Raw genomic sequence first — 19,011 nt, 5'->3', positions numbered from 1 at the left:
GCAGATGTCGGGGACACTTCTGAAGGGCAAACGCGGCCTGGTCGTGGGGATCGCCAACGAGCATTCCATCGCGGCGGGCTGCGCGCGGGTTCTCCGCGCCGCCGGTGCCGAGCTTGCCGTCACCTACGCCAACACGACATCGAAACCCTATGTCGCGCCCGTCGCCGAAGGTTTGGAGGCATCGATCTTTCTGCCACTGGATGTGGAGCAGGACGGAGAAATGACCGCCGTCTTCGATGCCATTCAAGCCGAATGGGGCCAACTGGATTTCCTGCTCCATTCAATCGCTTTCTGCCCGAAGGACGACCTCCATGGCCCTGTCAGCCAATGCTCGAAAGAAGGCTTTGCGCGGGCCATGGACATCTCGGTTCATTCGCTCATTCGCCTGACCCGGGCCGCCGTGCCCTTGATGCAGAACGGCGGCAGCATCCTGACGATGAGCTACTACGGCGCGGAAAAGGTCGTGGACAATTACAACATCATGGGTCCGGTCAAATCCGCGCTCGAGGGCACGGTCCGCTACCTCGCCGCCGAACTTGGCCCGCAACAGATCCGGGTGAACGCCCTCTCTCCCGGTCCGGTTCAGACGCGCGCAGGGTCGGGCATCGCGCATTTCGATGCACTGATCGACGACGCCCGCAGACGGGCGCCGGAACGCAGCCTCGTGACGCTCGACGACATCGGACATGCGGCCACCGCCCTCTTCAGTGATCTCTCGGCCAAGGTGACAGGCGAAATCACCCATGTCGACGGCGGCTATCACGTGATCGCGTGAGACAGACATTCAAGACCTGAAAGGACCACCCCCCATGAAAAAATCAGACGTCGTTCTCTGCGCCCCGGTGCGCACCGCCATCGGAACCTATGGCGGCACTCTCAAGGACAGCCCGGCAACCGATCTTGGCGCGGCGGCCATCAAGGCCAGTCTGGATCGCGCGGGTGTCGCAGATGCCGACATCGAGGGCGTCGTGATGGGCCAGGTCGTGCAGGCCGGTGCCGGGATGAACCCCGCCCGGCAGGCGGCAATCGGAGCGGGTCTGTCGGTCGAGGTACCCGCGATGACCGTCAACCGGGTGTGCGGGTCGGGGGCGCAAGCCATCGCGTCGGCCGCGCAAGAGGTCTGGCTGGGCAACATTGCCAGCGCTGTGGCAGGCGGCATGGAGAACATGGACCAGGCCCCGTACCTGCTGGGCAGTGGGCGCTGGGGCTACCGCATGGGCAGTGCCGAAATCCAGGACAGCATGCTGCGCGACGGGCTCAACGACGCATTTTCGGGCCAGCATTCCGGTTGGCATACCGAGGATCTGGTAGAGAAATTCCACATCACCCGCGAGGATCAGGATCGCTGGGCGCTCCGCTCGCAGGAACGCTTTGCGAAGGCGCAAGCGGCGGGCCTGTTCGAGACCGAGATCGCTCCGTTCGAGATCAAGTCCCGCAAGGGCACCACGGAATTCGTCAAGGACGAACACAACCGCCCCGACACCACGGCGGAGTCCCTTGCCAAGCTGCGCCCCGCCTTCCGCAAAGACGGCACCATCACCGCAGGCAATGCGCCGGGCCTGAACAGCGCCGGTGCGGCGATGTTGGTGGCCGACCGTGCCTGGGCCGAGACGCATGGGGCCGAGCCGCTGGTTCGCCTCGTGTCCTATGGCGTCGGGGCGGTCGAGCCCGGCATGTTCGGCCTCGGCCCGGTTCCGGCAGTGCATCAGGCGCTGGAGCGCGCGGGCTGGAGCGTCGCCGATCTGGAGCGGGTGGAAATCAACGAGGCCTTTGCCGCCATCGCCATCGCCGTAACGCGCGAACTGGGTCTGTCGGAGGATGTGGTAAACGTGGAAGGCGGCGCCATCGCTCATGGCCATCCGATCGGGGCGACGGGCGCGATCCTGACAACCCGCCTCATTCACGCCATGAAGCGCGACGGTATCAAGCGCGGTCTGGTCACGCTTTGCATCGGTGGTGGCCAGGGGATCGCTCTCGCATTGGAAACGCTTGACTGACCACTTTTTTGCATTTTTGTTCCGGAGAACAACCATGAGCGACAAGAAAAAACTGACCTGGACACCCGACCTCAGCTACCCGGCCGGGAAAGGGGCGACCGAGCAGCGGTTCACCGCCTCTGCCAACGGCGACGATCTGGAAATCGACACGCATCCCTGGGGTGACGCCGATCTCAAGATCGACGGCAAGCAGGCCGCGCATGTGGAGGGCAAGCGCTCCGAAGGCGATGCCTTCCGTGCGGTCGAGGATATCGCCGAAGAGATCGAGGGACAGAAATCCGACAGCGATCCAAACGCGTCCTGAAACCCTGCCGCCGGAAAGGGCGATACATCCATGCAATTCATCGAAAACCGGACCTTCGACGAGATCGAGATCGGCGACAGTGCCGAATTGACCCGCAAGCTGACCGCGCAGGACATCGAGCTCTTCGCGGTCATGTCCGGTGACGTGAACCCGGCCCATGTTGATGAGGCCTTCGCCAAGTCCGATATCTTCCACAAGGTGATTGCCCACGGTATGTGGGGCGGCGCATTGATTTCGGCGGTGCTGGGGACCGAACTGCCCGGACCCGGAACGATCTACCTCAACCAGAACCTGAGCTTCCGCCACCCCGTCGGTCTTGGCGATACGGTCACGGTCCGGGTCACGGTGACTGACAAGCGGCCCGAACACCACCATGTCACCCTTGACTGCCTGTGCCTGAACCAGAGCGGCGAGACGGTGATCGAGGGGCAAGCCTTGGTGATTGCGCCGACGGAGAAAGTCCGCCGACCGCGCGCCGTCCTGCCGGAGGTTCACCTGCACACGCGCGCGGCCCGGTTCCGTGACCTCATCGACGCAACGGCGGCATTGGCCCCGGTGCCGACGGCCGTTGTTCACCCCTGTGATGCGCTGTCGCTGCAAGGCGCTTTGGAGGCGGGATCGCAGGGCATCATCATTCCTGTCCTTGTCGGCCCAAGGTCAAAAATCGAGGCCGCCGCCGAGGAGATCGGAGAAAGCCTGACCGATATCGACATCGTAGACGTGCCACATAGCCACGCCGCCGCCGAACAGGCCGTGGCACTGGCGCGGGCGGGCAAGGTGCAGATGCTGATGAAAGGCAAGCTCCACACCGACGAACTACTCGAGCCCGTGGTCAACGGACAGACCGGGCTGCGCACGGAGCGCCGCATCAGCCATGTCTTCGTGCTCGACGTGCCGAACTATCCCAAACCGCTTCTGATCAGCGACGCGGCCATCAACATCTTCCCCGATCTCGCCGCCAAGCGGGATATCGTTCAGAACGCCATAGACCTTGGACAGGCGCTTGGGATCGACTGTCCGAAAACGGCAATCCTGTCTGCGGTCGAGACGGTCACGCCCAGCATCCCCTCAACGGTCGACGCGGCGGCGCTCTGCAAGATGGCGGCGCGCGGACAGATCACCGGGGGTCTGCTGGACGGCCCGCTGGCCTTCGACAACGCCATCTCCAAAACTGCCGCAGAGACCAAAGGGATCCTCTCTGACGTGGCCGGGGACGCCGACATCCTGATCGTGCCGGATCTCGAGGCGGGCAACATGATCGCCAAGCAGCTGATCTATCTCGCAGGCGCCGATGCCGCCGGTCTCGTGCTGGGCGCGCGGATCCCCATCGTGCTGACCAGCCGGTCGGATGGGGTGATGTCCCGCTTGGCCTCCGCCGCGATGGCGCAGCTTTTCGTGCACCGGCGAGCGACGGAGATCAGGGTATGACGGGGGATATCCTCACCCTGAATGCCGGATCGTCCAGCGTGAAGTTCGCAGTGTTCGCAGCCGAGAGCGCGGACGCGGAGGCCCGCATCACCGGCAAGATCGCGGGGATCGGACGCGCGCCGGCCTTTTCGGCCAGGGATGCCGATGGTGCCGCCTTGTCCAGCGCGCAGTTCGATGAGCTTGACAAGGCGTCGAGCCACGAAGACCTGATCGCGCTGCTCTTGGATTGGCTCGACCAGCAGCTCAGGGACCAGCCGCTGGCGATCGTCGGCCACCGGGTCGTGCATGGCGGGCGTCATTTCAGCCAACCCGTGCGCATCGACGACCGTGTCATGCGCGATCTCGAAGCGCTTGCTCCCCTTGCCCCGCTGCATCAGCCGCATAACCTCGCGGCGATCCAAGCCGTGGCGACATGGCGACCGGATCTGCCGCAGATCGCCTGTTTCGACACCGGGTTCCACCGCACGCAAGATCGACTGTCCACGCTCTTCGCCCTGCCCCGCGACCTGACCGATGAGGGGATCATCCGGTACGGGTTTCACGGCCTGTCCTACGATTACATCGCAAGCGTGCTGCCCGATCACCTCGGGGAAAAGGCGGACGGCCGGGTGGTCGTCGCCCATCTTGGCAACGGTGCCAGCATGTGCGCGATGAAAGACCGCAAGAGCGTTGCCACAAGCATGGGGTTCACAGCCCTCGACGGTCTTGTCATGGGGCAACGCTGCGGCGCATTGGACCCCGGCGTCGTGCTCTACCTGATGCAGGCCAAGGGCATGGACGCCGCCCAGATCGAGGCGTTGCTTTACACGCAATCCGGGCTGATGGGGGTGTCGGGTATCAGCAACAACATGCAGGTTCTCGAAAACAGCGACGCCCAGACCGCGCGTGAGGCGATAGACCTCTTCGTCTACCGCGCCGCCCAAACACTTGCGGGCCTCATACCCGCGCTTGGAGGGCTGGACGCCATCGTGTTCACTGCGGGCATCGGGGAAAACGCCCCCCACATCCGGCGCGCGATCTGCGACCGCCTTGACTGGCTCGGCGTAGAGATAGACGCGGCGGCGAATGATGGAAATGCCGTCAGGATCAGTTCAGCCGCATCTGCCGTAGATGTCCTGGTGCTGCCCACCAATGAAGAGGCGGTCATGGCAACCGCCTGCCGGCAACACCTGCGATCCACGGACCAGGCAGGCGCGCCCCTTCCCTCACAGAACACCTCAAAGGCTGCCGAACATGGATGAAGCACTGACGCAAACTGGACCGATCCGATGAAGGGCGACTTCAGAGAGATGCCCGACGGCCCCGACCAGGTTTCAGCCCATGTCGCATCTTGGGACAGACGGGGCTTTCTGCTGGCGTCCCTGTCCGGCCTTGCGGCATGCAGCGGTATTGGTCCTGATTATGTGCCACCCACCATCACACTGACGGACAGCTTTGCCGAAAACGCTGCGGCGCAAACAGGTGATGTTGCCGTATCGCGCTGGTGGACCGAGCTTGGCGACCAAAAATTGAACGATCTCGTGGCACGCGGCCTTGCGCAAAACCTCAGCGTCACAGCCGCCTTGCAAGCCGTCGACGAAGCCCGGGCCAACGCGCGCGCGGCGGGTCTCGGAAATCAGATCAGCGGCGGCGTCAGAGCCTCGGTGACAGGCGTTGATGTCAGCGAGGATGCGCTTGGCATCATCCCGGATCAGGTCCGCTCCGCCACTCTGAGTGCCGGTACGGCCCTTGCGGGCATGGACCGCCGACAGGAAGCGGCCCTTGCCGGGCTCGAGGCGGCCGAACTGGATGTGGGCACCGCACGGCTGGCCTATCTGTCGAGCCTCGTCGGGGCCTATATCGACGCGCGGTATTTCCAGGAAACTCTTGAACTGACGCGCCAATCCATCGTCGACAACACCCGTATCCTTCGGATCGTCGAACGCGAACGCAGCCTTGGCCAAGCTGCCGAACTCGACGTGGCTCGGGCCAAGGCGCAGCTTGCCAGCGTATCGGCGGAGCAACCCAGCCTTGAATCCGCGTTTCTGGCGAATGTCTATGGCATTGCCGCACTTCTGTCGGAACCGGCAGAACCGTTGATCAAGACCTTGCAGGCGGGCGCACCGCAGCCGATCCCACGCAGCGCACCGCAAGTGGGAACGCCCGCCAACCTGTTGCGCAACCGTCCCGACATCCGCGCGACCGAACGGCGCTACGCTTCGGCCGTCGCCGCCATCGGCGTCGCCGAGGCACAGCTCTATCCCACGCTCACGCTCAGTGGGACCATTTCGGCGTCAGACAGTCTCGATGCATCGCTGTTCGGTCCGAGTCTCGCGCTTCCCGTCTTCAACCGCGGCGCGCTGACGGCCCGGCGTGATGCAGCCAAAGCCACTGCGCAGAAGGCCGAAACGGCGTGGCGCGCGTCCGTTCTCGGCGCGGTACGGGATGTTCAGACGGCCCAAAGCGCCTATAGATTGTCGCGGCGGCGGGTCAGCCAGTTGCAGGAGGCAGTCTCTGCAACGCGCACGGCCTTCACCTTGACCGAACGCGCCTTCGAGGACGGGGCCATCCCGCTTTTGGACCTGCTTTCGGCCGAACTGACGCTGACCGAAGCGCGTGTCGGTCTGGCGCAAGCGGTGCAACAATCCGCGTCCGAATGGCTGGCATTGCAGATCGCAACGGGGAGCGGGTGGGCTTCGGTGTCGCGATCAAGCGCAAGCGCGCAGGCAGAGTGATCTGAGCGGTCGCCTCCCTCGCTACTGCGGGGTGCTGCTCTGGAAGATGGTCTGTGTACCGAGAATGACGGCCGCAATCCTTCTTCGGTCAGCAAATTGATGTTAATCAAAACAGGGCCGTGCGGATTTGATACGATACCTTCAGGCAGTCGAGTCGCGCTGCGGCCCGTCCTGTCGTGTCTTTCAACGAATTTGAACATGCAGGAGGATGAAGCTTGTGGAATTGAGCACAGCAGTCAAGACCTTGGAGCAATTTGCGAAATCAACGCAATCATTTGCTACGGCGATACCGGCGGCAGGGTCTCAAGGCGCCCACTTCTGGAAAGCGCAGGATACCGTTCTCAAGGAGTGCGAGGCATTCTCGGAAGCCTGGTTCAAACGCCGCCACGAGGCCACTCAAAGCGCACTGGACGCCACCAAGAAATTGGCCGAGCGTTCAATGGGCGATCCGATGGCTGCGATGAGTATCCTCGCAGAATGGCAAACTCATTCCATGGAGCGTCTTGCCGAGGATGCGCGGGACTACCTTGCCATGATGACAGGCTGCGCCGCCGCCGTGATCTCGAACGAAGTCGAGGCGGTGGATGAAACCGTCGCCAGTGCGAAAAGTGCAACAAAGTCGGCGAAATCCGAGCCTGTTTGAGGTCGCCCCAACGCTGGCGGGCTAAGGCTCGGAGACAGAGAAAGAGTCCTGCGGTCATTTCACTCTGACGTGGAATGGGCGACAGACGCTGGACATAGCAACCCTGTGTGACCTGCAAGTGACGAATGTCAAACGGCAGGGTGGCGCTCGGTTTATACAGGCTTAGACGGTAGGGAGATTGAAAATGAAAGACAGCACCGTACTGATTGCCGTCGGCAAGCAAGTCTCGATGGATGCTTTGGCCGACAAACTCGAAACCATTCGGGCGATCCCGGCACAGGTTGCCATTGTTGTCGTCGGCGAGGTGCCGCAGTTTCCTTACTACGCCATTGGTGTGCCCCCGTATGGAGAGGTGAGCATTCCCTCGGAGTGGCAAGACGCCCTGGCCAAGACCAAATCCGATCTGAAAGCCAAACAGGACGCGATCGAAGAGCTTCTTGAGAAACACGATGTCACTGGCGGTGTAAGCGTTGTTTCGACCGATCCATCGCGCATTTCCGACGCAGTCGCACAACACGCTATGGTAAGCGACATCGCGTTAATCAGCGACGATCTGCGCGATACCGACGCGCTGTTTCGGGAGGTTGTTCACGGCGTGCTCTTCCAATCTCCAGTCGGCGTTCTATTGAACGACGCGGCGGCCGCGACACTTGATCGGCCGAAGCGTATCTTTGTCGCCTGGACGACGCACCTGCATACGGCGCGTGCGGTTCATCAGTCTTTGCCCCTTCTGCGCGCGGCCCAAGAGGTCACAATCGGGATCATCGACCCGGTCATGAACGAAGACCGTTCCGGGGAAGACCCTGGTGTCGATGTCGCGAAATGGCTCACGCATCATGGGTGCAATGTGACCGTCCAGCAGTATCCCTCTGGCGGCCACGATGTCGGGCAGTGCATTCTCGAGCGGTCCGGAGAGATCGGTTCCGATCTGATCGTCATGGGCGCCTACAGCCATTCCCGTGCGCGCGAGGCTCTGTTCGGTGGCACCACGCGAACACTGATCGATCAGAGGGATCAACCCGTATTCCTGGCGCATTGACCGGCCCGCTCCCGTCCGGTGATGCGTAAGGCACCCGATCCGAGTCAGGGTCGGGTGCAGATCATCGCGTGCTTTCGCGCAGTTCGCGTTTTTTCTGCTTGTACCCTTCGGCATCGCCATAATCGAGAAAACCGGCGTAATGCGCGTGGGTGCCTTTCATACGCGCTGCGTGCTTGATCGGGCACCAATGAGCTTCGGTTCTGGCGGCAATCTCGGACGCATAGGCCAGAAGGCCGTTGCCGTAGCCACAGTAGACGCAATTCAGTTTTTCAAGGCCGTTCAAATAGGCCAGATGACGACGGTCGATCGAGACGTAATCGGCACGGCGCACCTTTTCGATCCGGTAAACCGGAAAACAGATCGCCTGATAGAGCGTTACGAAAAGATCGAGCAAGACCAGCGGTACGATAACCGAATAGATGACCGGCGCCGTCAGGATGACCATCGGGCGGGCCTCGGAGAGATAGGAGGTCAGCGTCTGCCGCAATGCGCGATGGCGCTCCCTGACCTCTGTCTCGAAAACGACCCGGCGCTTTTCGACCGTGTATTCGAAGGCGGCACGCCGACGGTCGATCTCTTCCTCAAGCTCGCTTTCCAGATCACGGATGCGCTGGACAAGGCCGGATATTCTGTCGCTCATTGCGTGTCTCCTCTGTTGATCCTGAACCCGATCAACCGGCCCGGTCGACAATTGCCGCGCCAGCAACGATCTTCGACCGGCGGGCAATCGGCGGAAAATTTTCCGGGGTGATCGTCTCGCGGTCCAGCAGCAGGGCAGCCCCTGTCTTGAGATCGGCCAGATGCGCGGCCAGGATGGATTTGGCCTGCTCGTAAGCCTGTTCAATCAATTCCCGCACCGCAAGATCGATCTCCCGTGCCGTTTCTTCCGCGTAGTCACGGGTCGTCAACATGGGACCATGCTGGTCAAGATACTGGCCGGGTTTGTCCTCGAGAACGGCCTGGCCGACCTCCGCCGTCATCCCGAAGCGGGTCACGCATTCGCGGGCGATGTCCGTCGCCTTCGCCAGATCGTCCGAGGCACCGGTCGAAACCTCGTCGAAGATCAACTCCTCCGCCGCGCGGCCCGCCATGAGAACGGCCATGCGGTCCTTCAGCTCGGAAAACGTGATAAGAAAGCGATCCTCGGTCGGGCGTTGCATGGTGTAGCCAAGCGCCCCGATGGAACGCGGAATGATCGAGACCTTGTGGACCGGGTCGGCATGCACCACGTGCGCCGCGACAAGCCCATGACCCATCTCGTGATGGGCGACGCGCGCACGTTCCTCCGTGCCCAGAACCCGAGACTTGCGTTCAACGCCCGCGACGATCCGTTCGACCGCCGCCGTCAGATCCTCCATCGTCACCGTGTCGCCGTCACGCCGCGTGGCGACGATGGCCGCCTCGTTGACCAGATTGGAAAGATCGGCACCGGTAAACCCTGCGGTGATCGCGGCGACCTGATCCAGATCGACATCGGCGGCAAGTTTCACGCGCTTGGCATGAACCTTCAGGATCGCCGTACGCCCCTTGCGCTCGGGCCGGTCCACGACGATCTGCCGGTCAAAGCGGCCTGCCCGTAGAAGCGCCGCGTCCAGCACCTCGGGCCGGTTGGTCGCCGCCAGCAGGACGATGCCCACGCGTGGGTCGAACCCGTCCAACTCGGACAGAAGCTGGTTCAGCGTCTGCTCCTTCTCGTCGCCACCGCCATAGCCCGACACGGCCGAGCGCGCGCGGCCAAGCGCGTCCAACTCGTCGATGAAGATGATGCAGGGCGCGGCCTGACGCGCCTGTTCGAACAAGTCGCGCACGCGGGCGGCCCCGACGCCCACGAACATCTCGACGAATTCCGATCCCGAGATCGAAAAGAACGGCACGCCCGCCTCGCCCGCCACTGCGCGCGCCAGCAGCGTCTTGCCGGTTCCCGGCGGACCCACGAGCAGAATACCCTTGGGGATATGCGCCCCGAGGCGACCGTATTTCTCCTTGTCTTTGAGGAATGCGACGATCTCCTGCAATTCGCCCTTGGCCTCGTCGACCCCGGCCACATCGTCAAAGGTCACGCCGGTCTTCGTCTCCAGGTAGACCTTGGCCTTCGACTTGCCGATATTGACGAGGCTTCCGAACCCCTGCGACCCTGACATGCGACGGATGAGGATCATCCAGAGGCCGAAGAACAGCAAGACCGGCAGAAACCAGGACAGCAGAGTTGTCAGCCACGTCTGGTCAGATGCGCCGGTGATGGAGACATCGTATTGCTCCAGCTGCTCCGCGAAATCCGGGTCCACACGATGCACGATAAAGCGGTCGCGGCCATCGCGCGGCGTGGTGAAGCTGCCTTCGATCATGCTTTCGGTAACAATCAACTCGGCGACGCTGCCCTCTTCGAGAGCGGCGAGGAAGTCGCTGTAAGACATCGACACGACATCACGATACCCGATCCACGCCTGTATCCCCAGCCAGACAAGCGCCGCAATCAGCCAGAAGCCCCAGTTGAATTGATTTCGCTTTTCCATTGCGGCTTCCTCTTCCCCCGGTCCACATGCCTATGTCGAAGCGGACTTGGACCCTGCCGCTTCGTCGTAGGCGCGCAGAGCCTCAGCGCCGTAAACCGAAGCAGGACCGCCTCCCATGACAATGGCAACGCCGATCATCTCGGCCACTTCCCGCCGCGTGGCACCGGCCTTGACGACAGCCTGCGAGTGATGCGCCATACAACCGTCGCACCGGACCGAGATCGCAATGGCGAACGCGATCAGTTCCTTGACTTTGGTCGACAGCGCCCCACCTGCGGTCGCGCCCATCACCAACCGCCCGAAGGCAGCGGTCGGGTCCGGGATCTCGGCCGCCAGATCGGCGTAGCCCATACGATATTCGCGGGCGATGGTCTGATAGTCTTTCACGATAGTCGCCTTTCCGTTTCCTTGAGGTTCCGCCCGCCATGCACATGCGGGGTGCCGAGACCATGTTTGGACGCCGGTCTCTCCGCATTCAATCATTTGTCCCGATCAGGGATTTTGGCGGGCGGATGTCGCTATCAAAACCATGGCAAGACCCGTGCTCAGAAAATCGAAACCGAACAGGATGCCCAGCATCACGGCCGAGGCTTCGGGAAGCGCGACGAGAATGAAGACACCCAGCCCGATACTCACCACGGCCGAAGCAAGCATCCAGCCCCAGCCGGGAGCCGGACGCATCCAGACCGCAAAAGAGGACTGCGCAACGCCGGTCAAAAGGAAAACGATGCCGACGATAAGCGTCAGCGCGATCAGCCCCTGCGCCGGGTACACGATCAGCAACGCGCCCGCCAGCAGCGGGACCAGACCAGCCGCAAGCTGCCATACGAACAGCCCGGTGCCCCGAACCGAAAACGCCGAAGCCACGGCTATCACGCCACTGATGAATAACAGCCAGCCAATCAGGATGCCGATGACCAGCGAACTGAGCACAGGCATGATCAAGGCCCCTGCCCCAAGGACGATCATCACGATCCCGACCCAAAGCCAGATTTTTTGAAGTCGCTGCAACACGCTTTCATTCGGGTCGGCGTTCGGGTCATGGGCCATGGATTTGCATCCCTCTTCAGTTTGGTCGTTTACATCATCGCAGACGCGCCGTGTCACTCAGCGTTGGGCTGGCCGATTTGCATCGCGATGAAGGCCGGTTCTCCCATTCGGTTCAAGAGCGACAATTGTAGGTCCAACCACGCCATGTGGCCTTCCTCGTCCATTGCCGTGCGCTCGAACAATGTGCGCGTCCCGATGTCATGGGCCTGATCCGCCTCCCGCGCGGCGCGGGAATAAAAGCTGATCGCCTCCTTTTCATCGGCCAGATCGGCTTCGAACATGTCCTGCAAGGATTGCGCCTGGGCCGGTATCTTTGCCGGTTTCATTTCGGGAACGCCGCCGAGAAAGATCATCCGTCTTGCGTATTCCTCGGCATGGCCCAGCTCTTCGAGCATTTCGGCACGCATCTTTTCGGCCAGCTTGTCGAGGCCCCAATCCTCGGTGGTCAGGATGTGATGGAGGTACTGGCTGACCGCTGAGAGCTCCATCGACAGGGCCGTTTGCAGGTTTTCAAGTGTCTTTTGGATGTCGCTCATCTTTCTGACCTTTCCGTTCTGATTAAATCCACGATGGTCGATCGCTATTCGCTCCAATCGTGTACGTGCACATCCCGGCCCGAATGGCCTTTCAGGATCTTCACGGCCAAGTCCTCATGCTCCTTGTCGACCGTCCTGACCCAAAGGAGGATGCCACCGTTGCTGATCTGTTGCGCGTAGTAATCCTTGTGGTGTTTTCCCACCCGTCGGGCCAGAAGCGCCCCGACGACAGCCGCAGGTCCACCCCCGATGGCGATCGCGGCGATTGAGGCCGCCAGCGTCGACAAGGGTGTCAGCATAGCGGCCATTGCGATGTAGGAGCCAAGAAAGAAGAAACCGCCTGCGATGGCGCCTTCCAGTTCTCCAATCGCTTCCTCCGACACGAAGGCCGCCCGCGGGGCGTTGGGATCGTCTTCCAGATCCTCGGCACGCCAATAGGCCGATCCAAGCTTCTCGGTCATGGTTTCCTTACTGCCCAGAAGACTGATGTCATAGCGGCTGAATCCGGCCATGCGCAGATCGTAGATCGCTTGTTGCAAGGTTTCGAAGCTGTCGAACACCCCCACAGCCTCGGGGATGTTGATGTAAGTGGTCCGGTGAGAATCCTGTACGTCCATCATGGCGAGGCTCCTGCAATGTCATTGCGGTCTAGCCCGTCGTTTCATGTCGGGATTGACATTCATCAATTGCCGGACTTCCGGCGCAAGGCGCGATCCCGATTATCGCTCCGGCCCCGACTGGCAGATGGGACGCGGCGCGTCCCTGCGACCTGACGTTCTCCGGAAGCAACCCGCGCGCAGAGGTCGACGTCGATGCACTCCGGACCTGTTCGGCAATTGACCTTTGTCAATTTTCTGAAGGGTGCGGATGGCATCTGACGTCCGATGAAGGCGCTGGGACAGGGCATTGTCCCGCATCGGACCCATTTGGATGGATTGTAGAATATGAACAGGAATTCGGGAATTTCCCTGATCACCCCAGCCGCCGTCGTTTCAGCGACATCGTGTGCAGGTCGAAGCGCCGGTGGGTCAGCCTTTTCGAACGGTATTCGGGGCAGCGACCGATCCGATCAAACGGGGCCGGTTCAGAATTGCCGCGCATTCAGTCAGGGTGGAATTGTTCAATGATTGGCCCTCAACTGAACGCGAGCATTTGGTCAACGCTCGGCGCTATCATCGCGTTGACAGCGCTCTCCACAATGGCACATGCCCAAGGCGCGCCGTCTGGGCCGATGGATATCGAAGTCGGTGTCGTCGAAATGACGATGCAGGACGTTCCGCAGGTCGTGACCTCCCCAGGGCGCGCTGTCGCATTTCAGGAGGTCGAGGTGCGCCCCCGAGTAGGCGGTGTGATCGAAGAAATCCTCTACACTCCGGGCCGGTCGCTTGAGGTTGGCGATCCCCTCTTCAGGATCGACGATGCGTCGTATATCGCGGCTGTCGCGACCGCTCGTGCGAACGTCGCCACGGCAGAAGCCAATCTTCCCGTAATGCAGGCGGCCTTTGAGCGGGCCGAGCAATTGGCGGGCCGAGGTTATACCGAGGCCGAAGTCGAGGCCGCGCGCGCAAGTCTTGCGGAGGCCGAGGCAACGCTGGACTCGACCAGGGCCGCGTTGGACTATGCGCAGACCGAGCTGTCATGGACCACGCTGCAAAGCCCGATTGCCGGGCGCGCCGATGTTGCGACGGTTTCTGTCGGGGATCTCGTGACCGCCGGACAGGCGGATGCGTTGACCACCATTGTCCGGTCCGACCCGATCTATGTGGATATGATGGAAGCCAGCGCACGGATCCTGTCCTTTCGCAAGGGCATTTCCGAAGGCACCCTCACACAGAACGACGTCCTTGAGGCGACGCTGACGCTGGAAAACGGCGACGTCTTTCGCGGTACGGGCAAATTGGTCACGCCCGGCAACGATGTCTCGACGTCAACAGGCACGGTGACCATCCGGTTCGAATTCGACAACCCCGAGCATGTCATCATCCCGGGCATGTTCGTGCGCGGCGAAGTCACTCTTGGCACGACGCAAGCCTTTCTCGTGCCGCAACGCGCGGCCACACGTGGAAATTCCGGCCAACTGACCGTCTACATCGTGGGCGACGACGGAACGGCAGGGCAAGTCACCCTGGACGATGATGGCAGCTATGAAAACGCGTGGATCGTGCGCGAGGGATTGAGCGAAGGGGACCAATTGATCGTGGACGGTCTCTCCTCGCTGAGCGCGGGACAGGCGGTGACACCGGTCGCCGTGACGATCAACGAAGATGGCGTTGCGCTCGATGCCGACACCACAGCCGTGGAGGAGTGATCAATGGCCTCCTTCTTCATTCACCGCCCTGTCTTTGCCTGGGTGCTTGCCATTGCGACCATGCTTCTCGGCGCCTACAGCCTGACCAGCCTCCCGATTTCCCAATACCCCGACATCGCGCCGACGACGGTGCGGATCACGGCGTCCTACACGGGTGCATCGGCCGCGACGGTCGAGAATTCGGTCACCACGGTCATCGAGGACGGAATGACCGGATTGGACGGTCTGACCTACATGACCTCGACATCGAACGAAGGAAACTCCAGTATTTCCCTGACCTTCGACGACAGCATCGATCCTGACATGGCGCAGGTGCAGGTGCAGAACAAACTGCAACTGGTGGAGTCGCAACTGCCGGATGTGGTGACGAACCTGGGTATCTCCGTCACCCGCTCGACAACGTCGATCCTCCTCGTCGGTGCTTTGGTCAGCGAGGATGACAGCTATTCCTCGCTGGAACTGGGCGACATTCTAAGCAGCACGATCCAGGATGCCGTCCAGCGTACGGATGGTGTGGGCTCGGTCAACACGTTCGGGACTGAATATGCGATGCGCATCTGGCTGAACCCGGAGCGCTTGTATCAATACCAACTGACCCCAAACGATGTGACCTCGGCCGTCTCCGAACAGAACACCAACGTCACCGTTGGAAGTCTGGGGGATCAACCCGTTGTCAAAGGCCAGCAGTTCACGGTGTCGCTCTCCGCGCAATCCCAGCTTGAATCGGTCGAGGACTTCGAGAACATCCTGTTGAAAACCAATGCGGACGGATCGGCAATCTATCTTGCCGATGTCGCGACAATCGAGCTGGCCGAGGAAGACTATGGCAGTGTCAGCCGCTTCAACGGCCATCCTGCAGCGGGTTTTTCCGTCAACCTTTCCACCGGCGCCAATGCGGTCGATACCGCCGAAGCGGTGCGCGCCGTGGTCGACGGCCTGTCCTCTGCCCTGCCGGCGGGCGTGACCGTCGAATACCCCTATGACACGTCGCCCTTTGTCGAAGAATCCATCGACCAGGTCTATGAGACGCTGATCGAGGCGATCTTTCTGGTCTTTCTGGTGATCCTCCTGTTCCTGCAAAGCTGGCGCGCGACGCTTATTCCGACCATTGCGGTACCGGTGGTTCTGCTGGGAACGTTCGGCGTCTTGTCGGCCTTCGGAATGTCGATCAATACCCTGACAATGTTCGCGCTGGTGCTGGCCATCGGCCTGCTGGTCGATGACGCGATCGTTGTGGTCGAGAATGTCGAACGGGTCATGGAGGAAGAAGGACTCGATGCCGTCGGCGCGACGGAAAAGAGCATGGGCGAAATCTCACCCGCGCTGGTCGGGATCGTGATGGTGCTGTCTGCGGTGTTCCTGCCGATGGCCTTCATGGACGGGTCGACCGGGGTGATCTACAAACAGTTCTCGGTCACGATCATTTCGGCCATGGTGCTGTCGCTGTTCGTGGCCCTGATCCTCACGCCCGCGATGTGCGCGCAGCTGCTCAAGCTCAACCACAGCAAGACCATTTTCGCCCCCCTGCGCTGGTTCAATAGCGGGCTCGACCGTTTGACCGGCGGATATAGCGCCGTGGTCGGGCGGTTCGCCCTACGGCCATTCCGGATGATCGTCGTCCTCGGGCTTGTGGGCCTTGGCGCCTATTGGATCTATGACCGCCTGCCGTCGTCTTTCCTGCCGACCGAAGATCAGGGCGTGCTGATGGCAATGGTCGAACTGCCGCAAGGATCGACCGTCCAGCAGACGCAATACATGATCACGCAAATTGAGAAATACCTGCTGACCGAGGAAACCGACATCGTGGATGGCGTCTTCGCCAATGTCGGTTACAGCTTTGGCGGAACGGGACAGAATTACGGGATGATGTTCATTCGCCTCAAGGATTACGATGACCGACCCGGACTGGATGCCGCAGATCTGATGATGCGGGCCAACATGAAATTCTTCCAGTCCCGGCTCGGCAGCGTCTTTGTTCTGCAACCGCCCGCCATTCAGGGGTTGGGAACCTCGTCCGGCTTTACGATGTATCTTGTCGACCAGAGCGGTGCGGGGCTGGACGCCCTGACCGCGGCGGCCGATCAGCTCGTGGCGAACGGGACGCAAGACGGGCGCGTGACCAACCTGCGTGGCAACGATGCGGCCACCGAACCGGCGCTGAAGCTGGTGATCGACCAGCAAAAGGCCGAAGCCTTCGGCGTGTCCCTGACGAGCGTGAATTCCATGCTCTCCACCATCTTCTCGGGCACCTATGTCAACGATTTCCCACTCGGAAACGACTTGCGCGAGGTCATCGTGCAGGGCGGTGCCGAATGGCGCATGCAGCCGGACGATGTTAATCACTGGTATGTCAGCAATGACGGCTCCGAAATGGTCCCCCTCTCGGCCTTTGTCAGCGAAGAATGGGAAACGATCACGCCGTCACTCGCCCGATATGGCGGCACGCGCGCGATGGAGCTTTCCGGAGAGGCGGCATCGGGAACAAGCTCGGGCGACGCGATGGATGTGATGGAGCAACTCACCGCCGATCTCGATGGCTCTTACGCGGTAGCCTGGACGGATTTGAGTTATCAGGAAAGGCTGTCCGGCGATCAGGAAGCCGTTCTCTACGCGATCTCAGCGCTGGTCGTGTTCCTGTGCCTCGCCGCGCTTTACGAAAGCTGGACCGTGCCCTTTGCCGTCATGCTCTCTGTACCGGTGGGCATCTTGGGCGCGTTGTTGACGACCTGGTATTTCGGCCAGTCGAATGACGTGTACTTCAAGGTGGGCTTGCTGACCACGATCGGTCTTGCCGCAAGAAACGCCATCCTGATCGTCGAATTCGCGGAATCCCTGCGATCGGACGGCAAGGCATTGCTGGAAGCGACCGTGACGGCAGCCCGCCAGCGGCTGCGCCCCATCCTCATGACATCGCTGGCCTTCGGCTTTGGCATCACGCCTCTGGTTCTGGCCTCCGGGGCGGGCGCGAACGCGCAAAAATCCATCGGCACAGGGATGCTCGGCGGGATCATTTTCTCGGCCGTGATCGGGATCGTGATGGTGCCGGTCTTCTATGTCGCCGTCAACAAGACCACGGAACTGTTCCGTATTCGAAAGGAGACGGTTCAATGAAACCATATTACCTCGTGATGGGCCTGCTTCTCGCCGGGTGCGCTGTCGGTCCCGACTATCAGCGCCCGGAAGTTCCGATGCAAACCCGCTTTGTCGGGGGCAACGCCGAAGCGATTGGCGCGGTTGCCACGGAACAGTGGTGGCTGAGCTACAAGGATGCCACGTTGAGCCAGTTCGTCGCCCGTGGTCTGGCACAGAACCTCGATGTGATGACCGCCACCGAGGCAATCCGACAGGCGCAGGCAGAATTGCGCGTAACCGGCGTCAATGCGGCGTTGGACGGGTTGCTGTCCGGCTCGGCGACACGATCCGGCGGTGACGACATCAGCGGAACGAATACGACAGAAACCGGTGAATTGGGCGCATCATTCGTCATTGATCTCTTTGGGCGGATCCGACGTGAACGCGAAGCTGCCGCCGCATCGCTGACCGGGGCGCGTGCCGAGGCCGAAACGGTCCGGCTTGCCTGGCTGGCCGAGCTTCTGGCCGCCTATTCGGATGCGCGGTTTTATCAGGAGGTTTTGGCCCTGACCCGCACGACGGTCAGAGCGCGCGAGGAGACGGTGAATATCACCCGCAGCCAACTCGAAGCCGGAGCGGCCACGGAATACGAGGTCGCCGAGGCGCAGGCGCTGCTCTCAACGGCGCGGGCCAGCCTGCCGCAATATGCGGCGCTGTTCGATGCCAATGTCTATGCCATCGCGACCCTGCTCAACGAACCTGCCGGTCCGATCATGGCGCAGATGCAACAGGGCGCGCCGCAGCTTCCCACGCCCGGCGGCGCGCGCACGGGTGTGCCCGCAGAACTCCTGCGCAACCGCCCGGATGTGCGCAATGCCGAAGCTGATCTGGCCGCCGCCGTGGCCGAGATTGGCGTGGCTGAGGCCGCGCTTTACCCGTCGCTCTCGCTGACCGGAACGGTCGGGCGCACCGAGGGTGCGGATGCCTGGGGTTTCGGGCCGTACCTGACATTTCCCGTCTTCAATCAGGGCCTTCTTCAAGCGAGCCGTGATGCGCAGGTTTCCGTCGCCAGGCAGGCGGAAATCACATGGCGTGCATCGATCAGCGGGGCCGTGGAAGATGTGCAGGTCGCGCAATCCAACCTGTCCCGCTACCGCCAGCGGGCAGCGTTGTTGCGCACGGCGGCGAACGACTACGGCCGTGCTCTCGCTCTTGCACAGGAAAACTACCGCAGCGGCGCGATCACGCTTCTGGACCTCCTCGAGACGGATCGGAACACCAACGCGGCACGGATTTCAGCGGCGTCTGCGGTGAATGACGCAGCACAAGCCTGGGCGACACTGAAGATCGCCACGGGTGCAGGCTCTGACGTGACAGGCCCGCTGAGCAATTGAAATTTGGCAGTGA

Annotated in this window: 17 protein-coding genes; 11 read left to right on the top strand and 6 right to left on the bottom strand. The window is 61.7% G+C overall.

The genetic code is table 11. The features are described from left to right. Window positions 1–4 precede the first annotated feature (4 nt). The 8 genes from fabI to Q1B16_RS11670 all read left to right on the top strand — a co-directional run bounded on the left by fabI (window position 5) and on the right by Q1B16_RS11670 (window position 8,125). On the top strand, window positions 5–775 hold the full coding sequence (gene fabI, locus Q1B16_RS11705) for an enoyl-ACP reductase FabI (protein WP_299788411.1): 771 nt from the start codon (window positions 5–7) through the stop codon (window positions 773–775). Window positions 776–809: 34 nt separating this feature from the next. Next, on the top strand, window positions 810–1,997 hold the full coding sequence (locus Q1B16_RS11700; protein WP_299788409.1) for an acetyl-CoA C-acetyltransferase: 1,188 nt from the start codon (window positions 810–812) through the stop codon (window positions 1,995–1,997). Window positions 1,998–2,031: 34 nt separating this feature from the next. Then, window positions 2,032–2,301, top strand: a complete 270-nt coding sequence (locus Q1B16_RS11695; RefSeq protein ID WP_299788406.1) for a hypothetical protein — start codon at window positions 2,032–2,034, stop codon at window positions 2,299–2,301. Window positions 2,302–2,331: 30 nt separating this feature from the next. Further along, entirely contained in the window at window positions 2,332–3,729 is a 1,398-nt protein-coding gene (locus tag Q1B16_RS11690) for a bifunctional enoyl-CoA hydratase/phosphate acetyltransferase (RefSeq protein ID WP_299788403.1), read from the top strand. Continuing rightward, window positions 3,726–4,970 (top strand): acetate/propionate family kinase, encoded by a 1,245-nt coding sequence (locus Q1B16_RS11685; RefSeq protein WP_299788400.1) that lies wholly within the window; start codon window positions 3,726–3,728, stop codon window positions 4,968–4,970. The genes Q1B16_RS11690 and Q1B16_RS11685 overlap by 4 nt, the downstream gene beginning before the upstream one ends. Before the next feature lie 27 nt (window positions 4,971–4,997). After that, window positions 4,998–6,443, top strand: a complete 1,446-nt coding sequence (locus Q1B16_RS11680) for an efflux transporter outer membrane subunit (RefSeq protein WP_299788397.1) — start codon at window positions 4,998–5,000, stop codon at window positions 6,441–6,443. A gap of 208 nt (window positions 6,444–6,651) precedes the next feature. Continuing rightward, a complete protein-coding gene (locus Q1B16_RS11675; protein ID WP_299788395.1) occupies window positions 6,652–7,086 on the top strand; it encodes a hypothetical protein in 435 nt (144 codons plus the stop codon). A 184-nt stretch (window positions 7,087–7,270) separates the two neighbouring features. Next, the gene (locus Q1B16_RS11670; RefSeq protein ID WP_299788392.1) at window positions 7,271–8,125 is read left to right on the top strand and encodes a universal stress protein; all 855 of its coding nucleotides are present in this window, start codon (window positions 7,271–7,273) and stop codon (window positions 8,123–8,125) included. Between the two features lie 61 nt (window positions 8,126–8,186). On the opposite strand, the gene Q1B16_RS11665 is transcribed toward Q1B16_RS11670, so the two are convergent. From Q1B16_RS11665 to Q1B16_RS11640, 6 genes are all read right to left on the bottom strand, one after another. After that, window positions 8,187–8,765 (bottom strand): hypothetical protein, encoded by a 579-nt coding sequence (locus tag Q1B16_RS11665; RefSeq protein ID WP_299788389.1) that lies wholly within the window; start codon window positions 8,763–8,765, stop codon window positions 8,187–8,189. Window positions 8,766–8,796: 31 nt separating this feature from the next. Then, a complete protein-coding gene (gene ftsH / locus Q1B16_RS11660) occupies window positions 8,797–10,638 on the bottom strand; it encodes an ATP-dependent zinc metalloprotease FtsH (RefSeq protein ID WP_299788386.1) in 1,842 nt (613 codons plus the stop codon). Window positions 10,639–10,668: 30 nt separating this feature from the next. Further along, window positions 10,669–11,025 (bottom strand): carboxymuconolactone decarboxylase family protein, encoded by a 357-nt coding sequence (locus Q1B16_RS11655; RefSeq protein WP_299788383.1) that lies wholly within the window; start codon window positions 11,023–11,025, stop codon window positions 10,669–10,671. 105 nt (window positions 11,026–11,130) lie between these two features. After that, complete coding sequence (locus Q1B16_RS11650; RefSeq protein ID WP_299788380.1) at window positions 11,131–11,688, bottom strand: HdeD family acid-resistance protein; 558 nt, start codon at window positions 11,686–11,688, stop codon at window positions 11,131–11,133. 53 nt (window positions 11,689–11,741) lie between these two features. Continuing rightward, window positions 11,742–12,224, bottom strand: a complete 483-nt coding sequence (locus Q1B16_RS11645) for a bacterioferritin (RefSeq protein ID WP_299788377.1) — start codon at window positions 12,222–12,224, stop codon at window positions 11,742–11,744. Between the two features lie 44 nt (window positions 12,225–12,268). Beyond that, entirely contained in the window at window positions 12,269–12,844 is a 576-nt protein-coding gene (locus Q1B16_RS11640) for a hypothetical protein (protein WP_299788375.1), read from the bottom strand. Between the two features lie 578 nt (window positions 12,845–13,422). On the opposite strand from Q1B16_RS11640, the gene Q1B16_RS11635 reads away from it, so the two are divergent. From Q1B16_RS11635 to Q1B16_RS11625, 3 genes are read left to right on the top strand one after another with little or no spacing between them, the layout of a single operon-like run. After that, window positions 13,423–14,532 carry an efflux RND transporter periplasmic adaptor subunit gene (locus tag Q1B16_RS11635; RefSeq protein ID WP_299788372.1) on the top strand — a complete coding sequence of 370 codons (1,110 nt, stop codon included), beginning with the start codon at window positions 13,423–13,425 and terminating at the stop codon, window positions 14,530–14,532. Window positions 14,533–14,535: 3 nt separating this feature from the next. Beyond that, on the top strand, window positions 14,536–17,643 hold the full coding sequence (locus Q1B16_RS11630) for an efflux RND transporter permease subunit (RefSeq protein ID WP_299788369.1): 3,108 nt from the start codon (window positions 14,536–14,538) through the stop codon (window positions 17,641–17,643). After that, complete coding sequence (locus tag Q1B16_RS11625; RefSeq protein ID WP_299788366.1) at window positions 17,640–18,998, top strand: efflux transporter outer membrane subunit; 1,359 nt, start codon at window positions 17,640–17,642, stop codon at window positions 18,996–18,998. Before Q1B16_RS11630 ends, Q1B16_RS11625 begins: the two co-directional genes overlap by 4 nt. Window positions 18,999–19,011: the final 13 nt, after the last annotated feature.

Origin of the sequence: uncultured Marivita sp. (assembly GCF_947488135.1) — a bacterium.
Taxonomy (GTDB): domain Bacteria; phylum Pseudomonadota; class Alphaproteobacteria; order Rhodobacterales; family Rhodobacteraceae; genus Marivita.
This window is presented reverse-complemented; position numbering and strand designations above follow the sequence as displayed.

Bases quoted from the DNA above. Each gene is read 5' to 3' on its own strand.
- Q1B16_RS11670 (WP_299788392.1), top strand. From the start codon at position 7,271: ATGAAAGACAGCACCGTACTGATTGCCGTCGGCAAGCAAGTCTCGATG.
- Q1B16_RS11690 (WP_299788403.1), top strand. From the start codon at position 2,332: ATGCAATTCATCGAAAACCGGACCTTCGACGAGATCGAGATCGGCGAC.
- Q1B16_RS11630 (WP_299788369.1), top strand. From the start codon at position 14,536: ATGGCCTCCTTCTTCATTCACCGCCCTGTCTTTGCCTGGGTGCTTGCC.
- Q1B16_RS11625 (WP_299788366.1), top strand. From the start codon at position 17,640: ATGAAACCATATTACCTCGTGATGGGCCTGCTTCTCGCCGGGTGCGCT.
- Q1B16_RS11680 (WP_299788397.1), top strand. From the start codon at position 4,998: ATGAAGGGCGACTTCAGAGAGATGCCCGACGGCCCCGACCAGGTTTCA.
- Q1B16_RS11635 (WP_299788372.1), top strand. From the start codon at position 13,423: ATGGCACATGCCCAAGGCGCGCCGTCTGGGCCGATGGATATCGAAGTC.
- Q1B16_RS11675 (WP_299788395.1), top strand. From the start codon at position 6,652: ATGAAGCTTGTGGAATTGAGCACAGCAGTCAAGACCTTGGAGCAATTT.
- Q1B16_RS11685 (WP_299788400.1), top strand. From the start codon at position 3,726: ATGACGGGGGATATCCTCACCCTGAATGCCGGATCGTCCAGCGTGAAG.
- Q1B16_RS11695 (WP_299788406.1), top strand. From the start codon at position 2,032: ATGAGCGACAAGAAAAAACTGACCTGGACACCCGACCTCAGCTACCCG.
- ftsH (WP_299788386.1), bottom strand. From the start codon at position 10,638: ATGGAAAAGCGAAATCAATTCAACTGGGGCTTCTGGCTGATTGCGGCG.
- Q1B16_RS11650 (WP_299788380.1), bottom strand. From the start codon at position 11,688: ATGGCCCATGACCCGAACGCCGACCCGAATGAAAGCGTGTTGCAGCGA.
- fabI (WP_299788411.1), top strand. From the start codon at position 5: ATGTCGGGGACACTTCTGAAGGGCAAACGCGGCCTGGTCGTGGGGATC.
- Q1B16_RS11640 (WP_299788375.1), bottom strand. From the start codon at position 12,844: ATGATGGACGTACAGGATTCTCACCGGACCACTTACATCAACATCCCC.
- Q1B16_RS11645 (WP_299788377.1), bottom strand. From the start codon at position 12,224: ATGAGCGACATCCAAAAGACACTTGAAAACCTGCAAACGGCCCTGTCG.
- Q1B16_RS11700 (WP_299788409.1), top strand. From the start codon at position 810: ATGAAAAAATCAGACGTCGTTCTCTGCGCCCCGGTGCGCACCGCCATC.
- Q1B16_RS11665 (WP_299788389.1), bottom strand. From the start codon at position 8,765: ATGAGCGACAGAATATCCGGCCTTGTCCAGCGCATCCGTGATCTGGAA.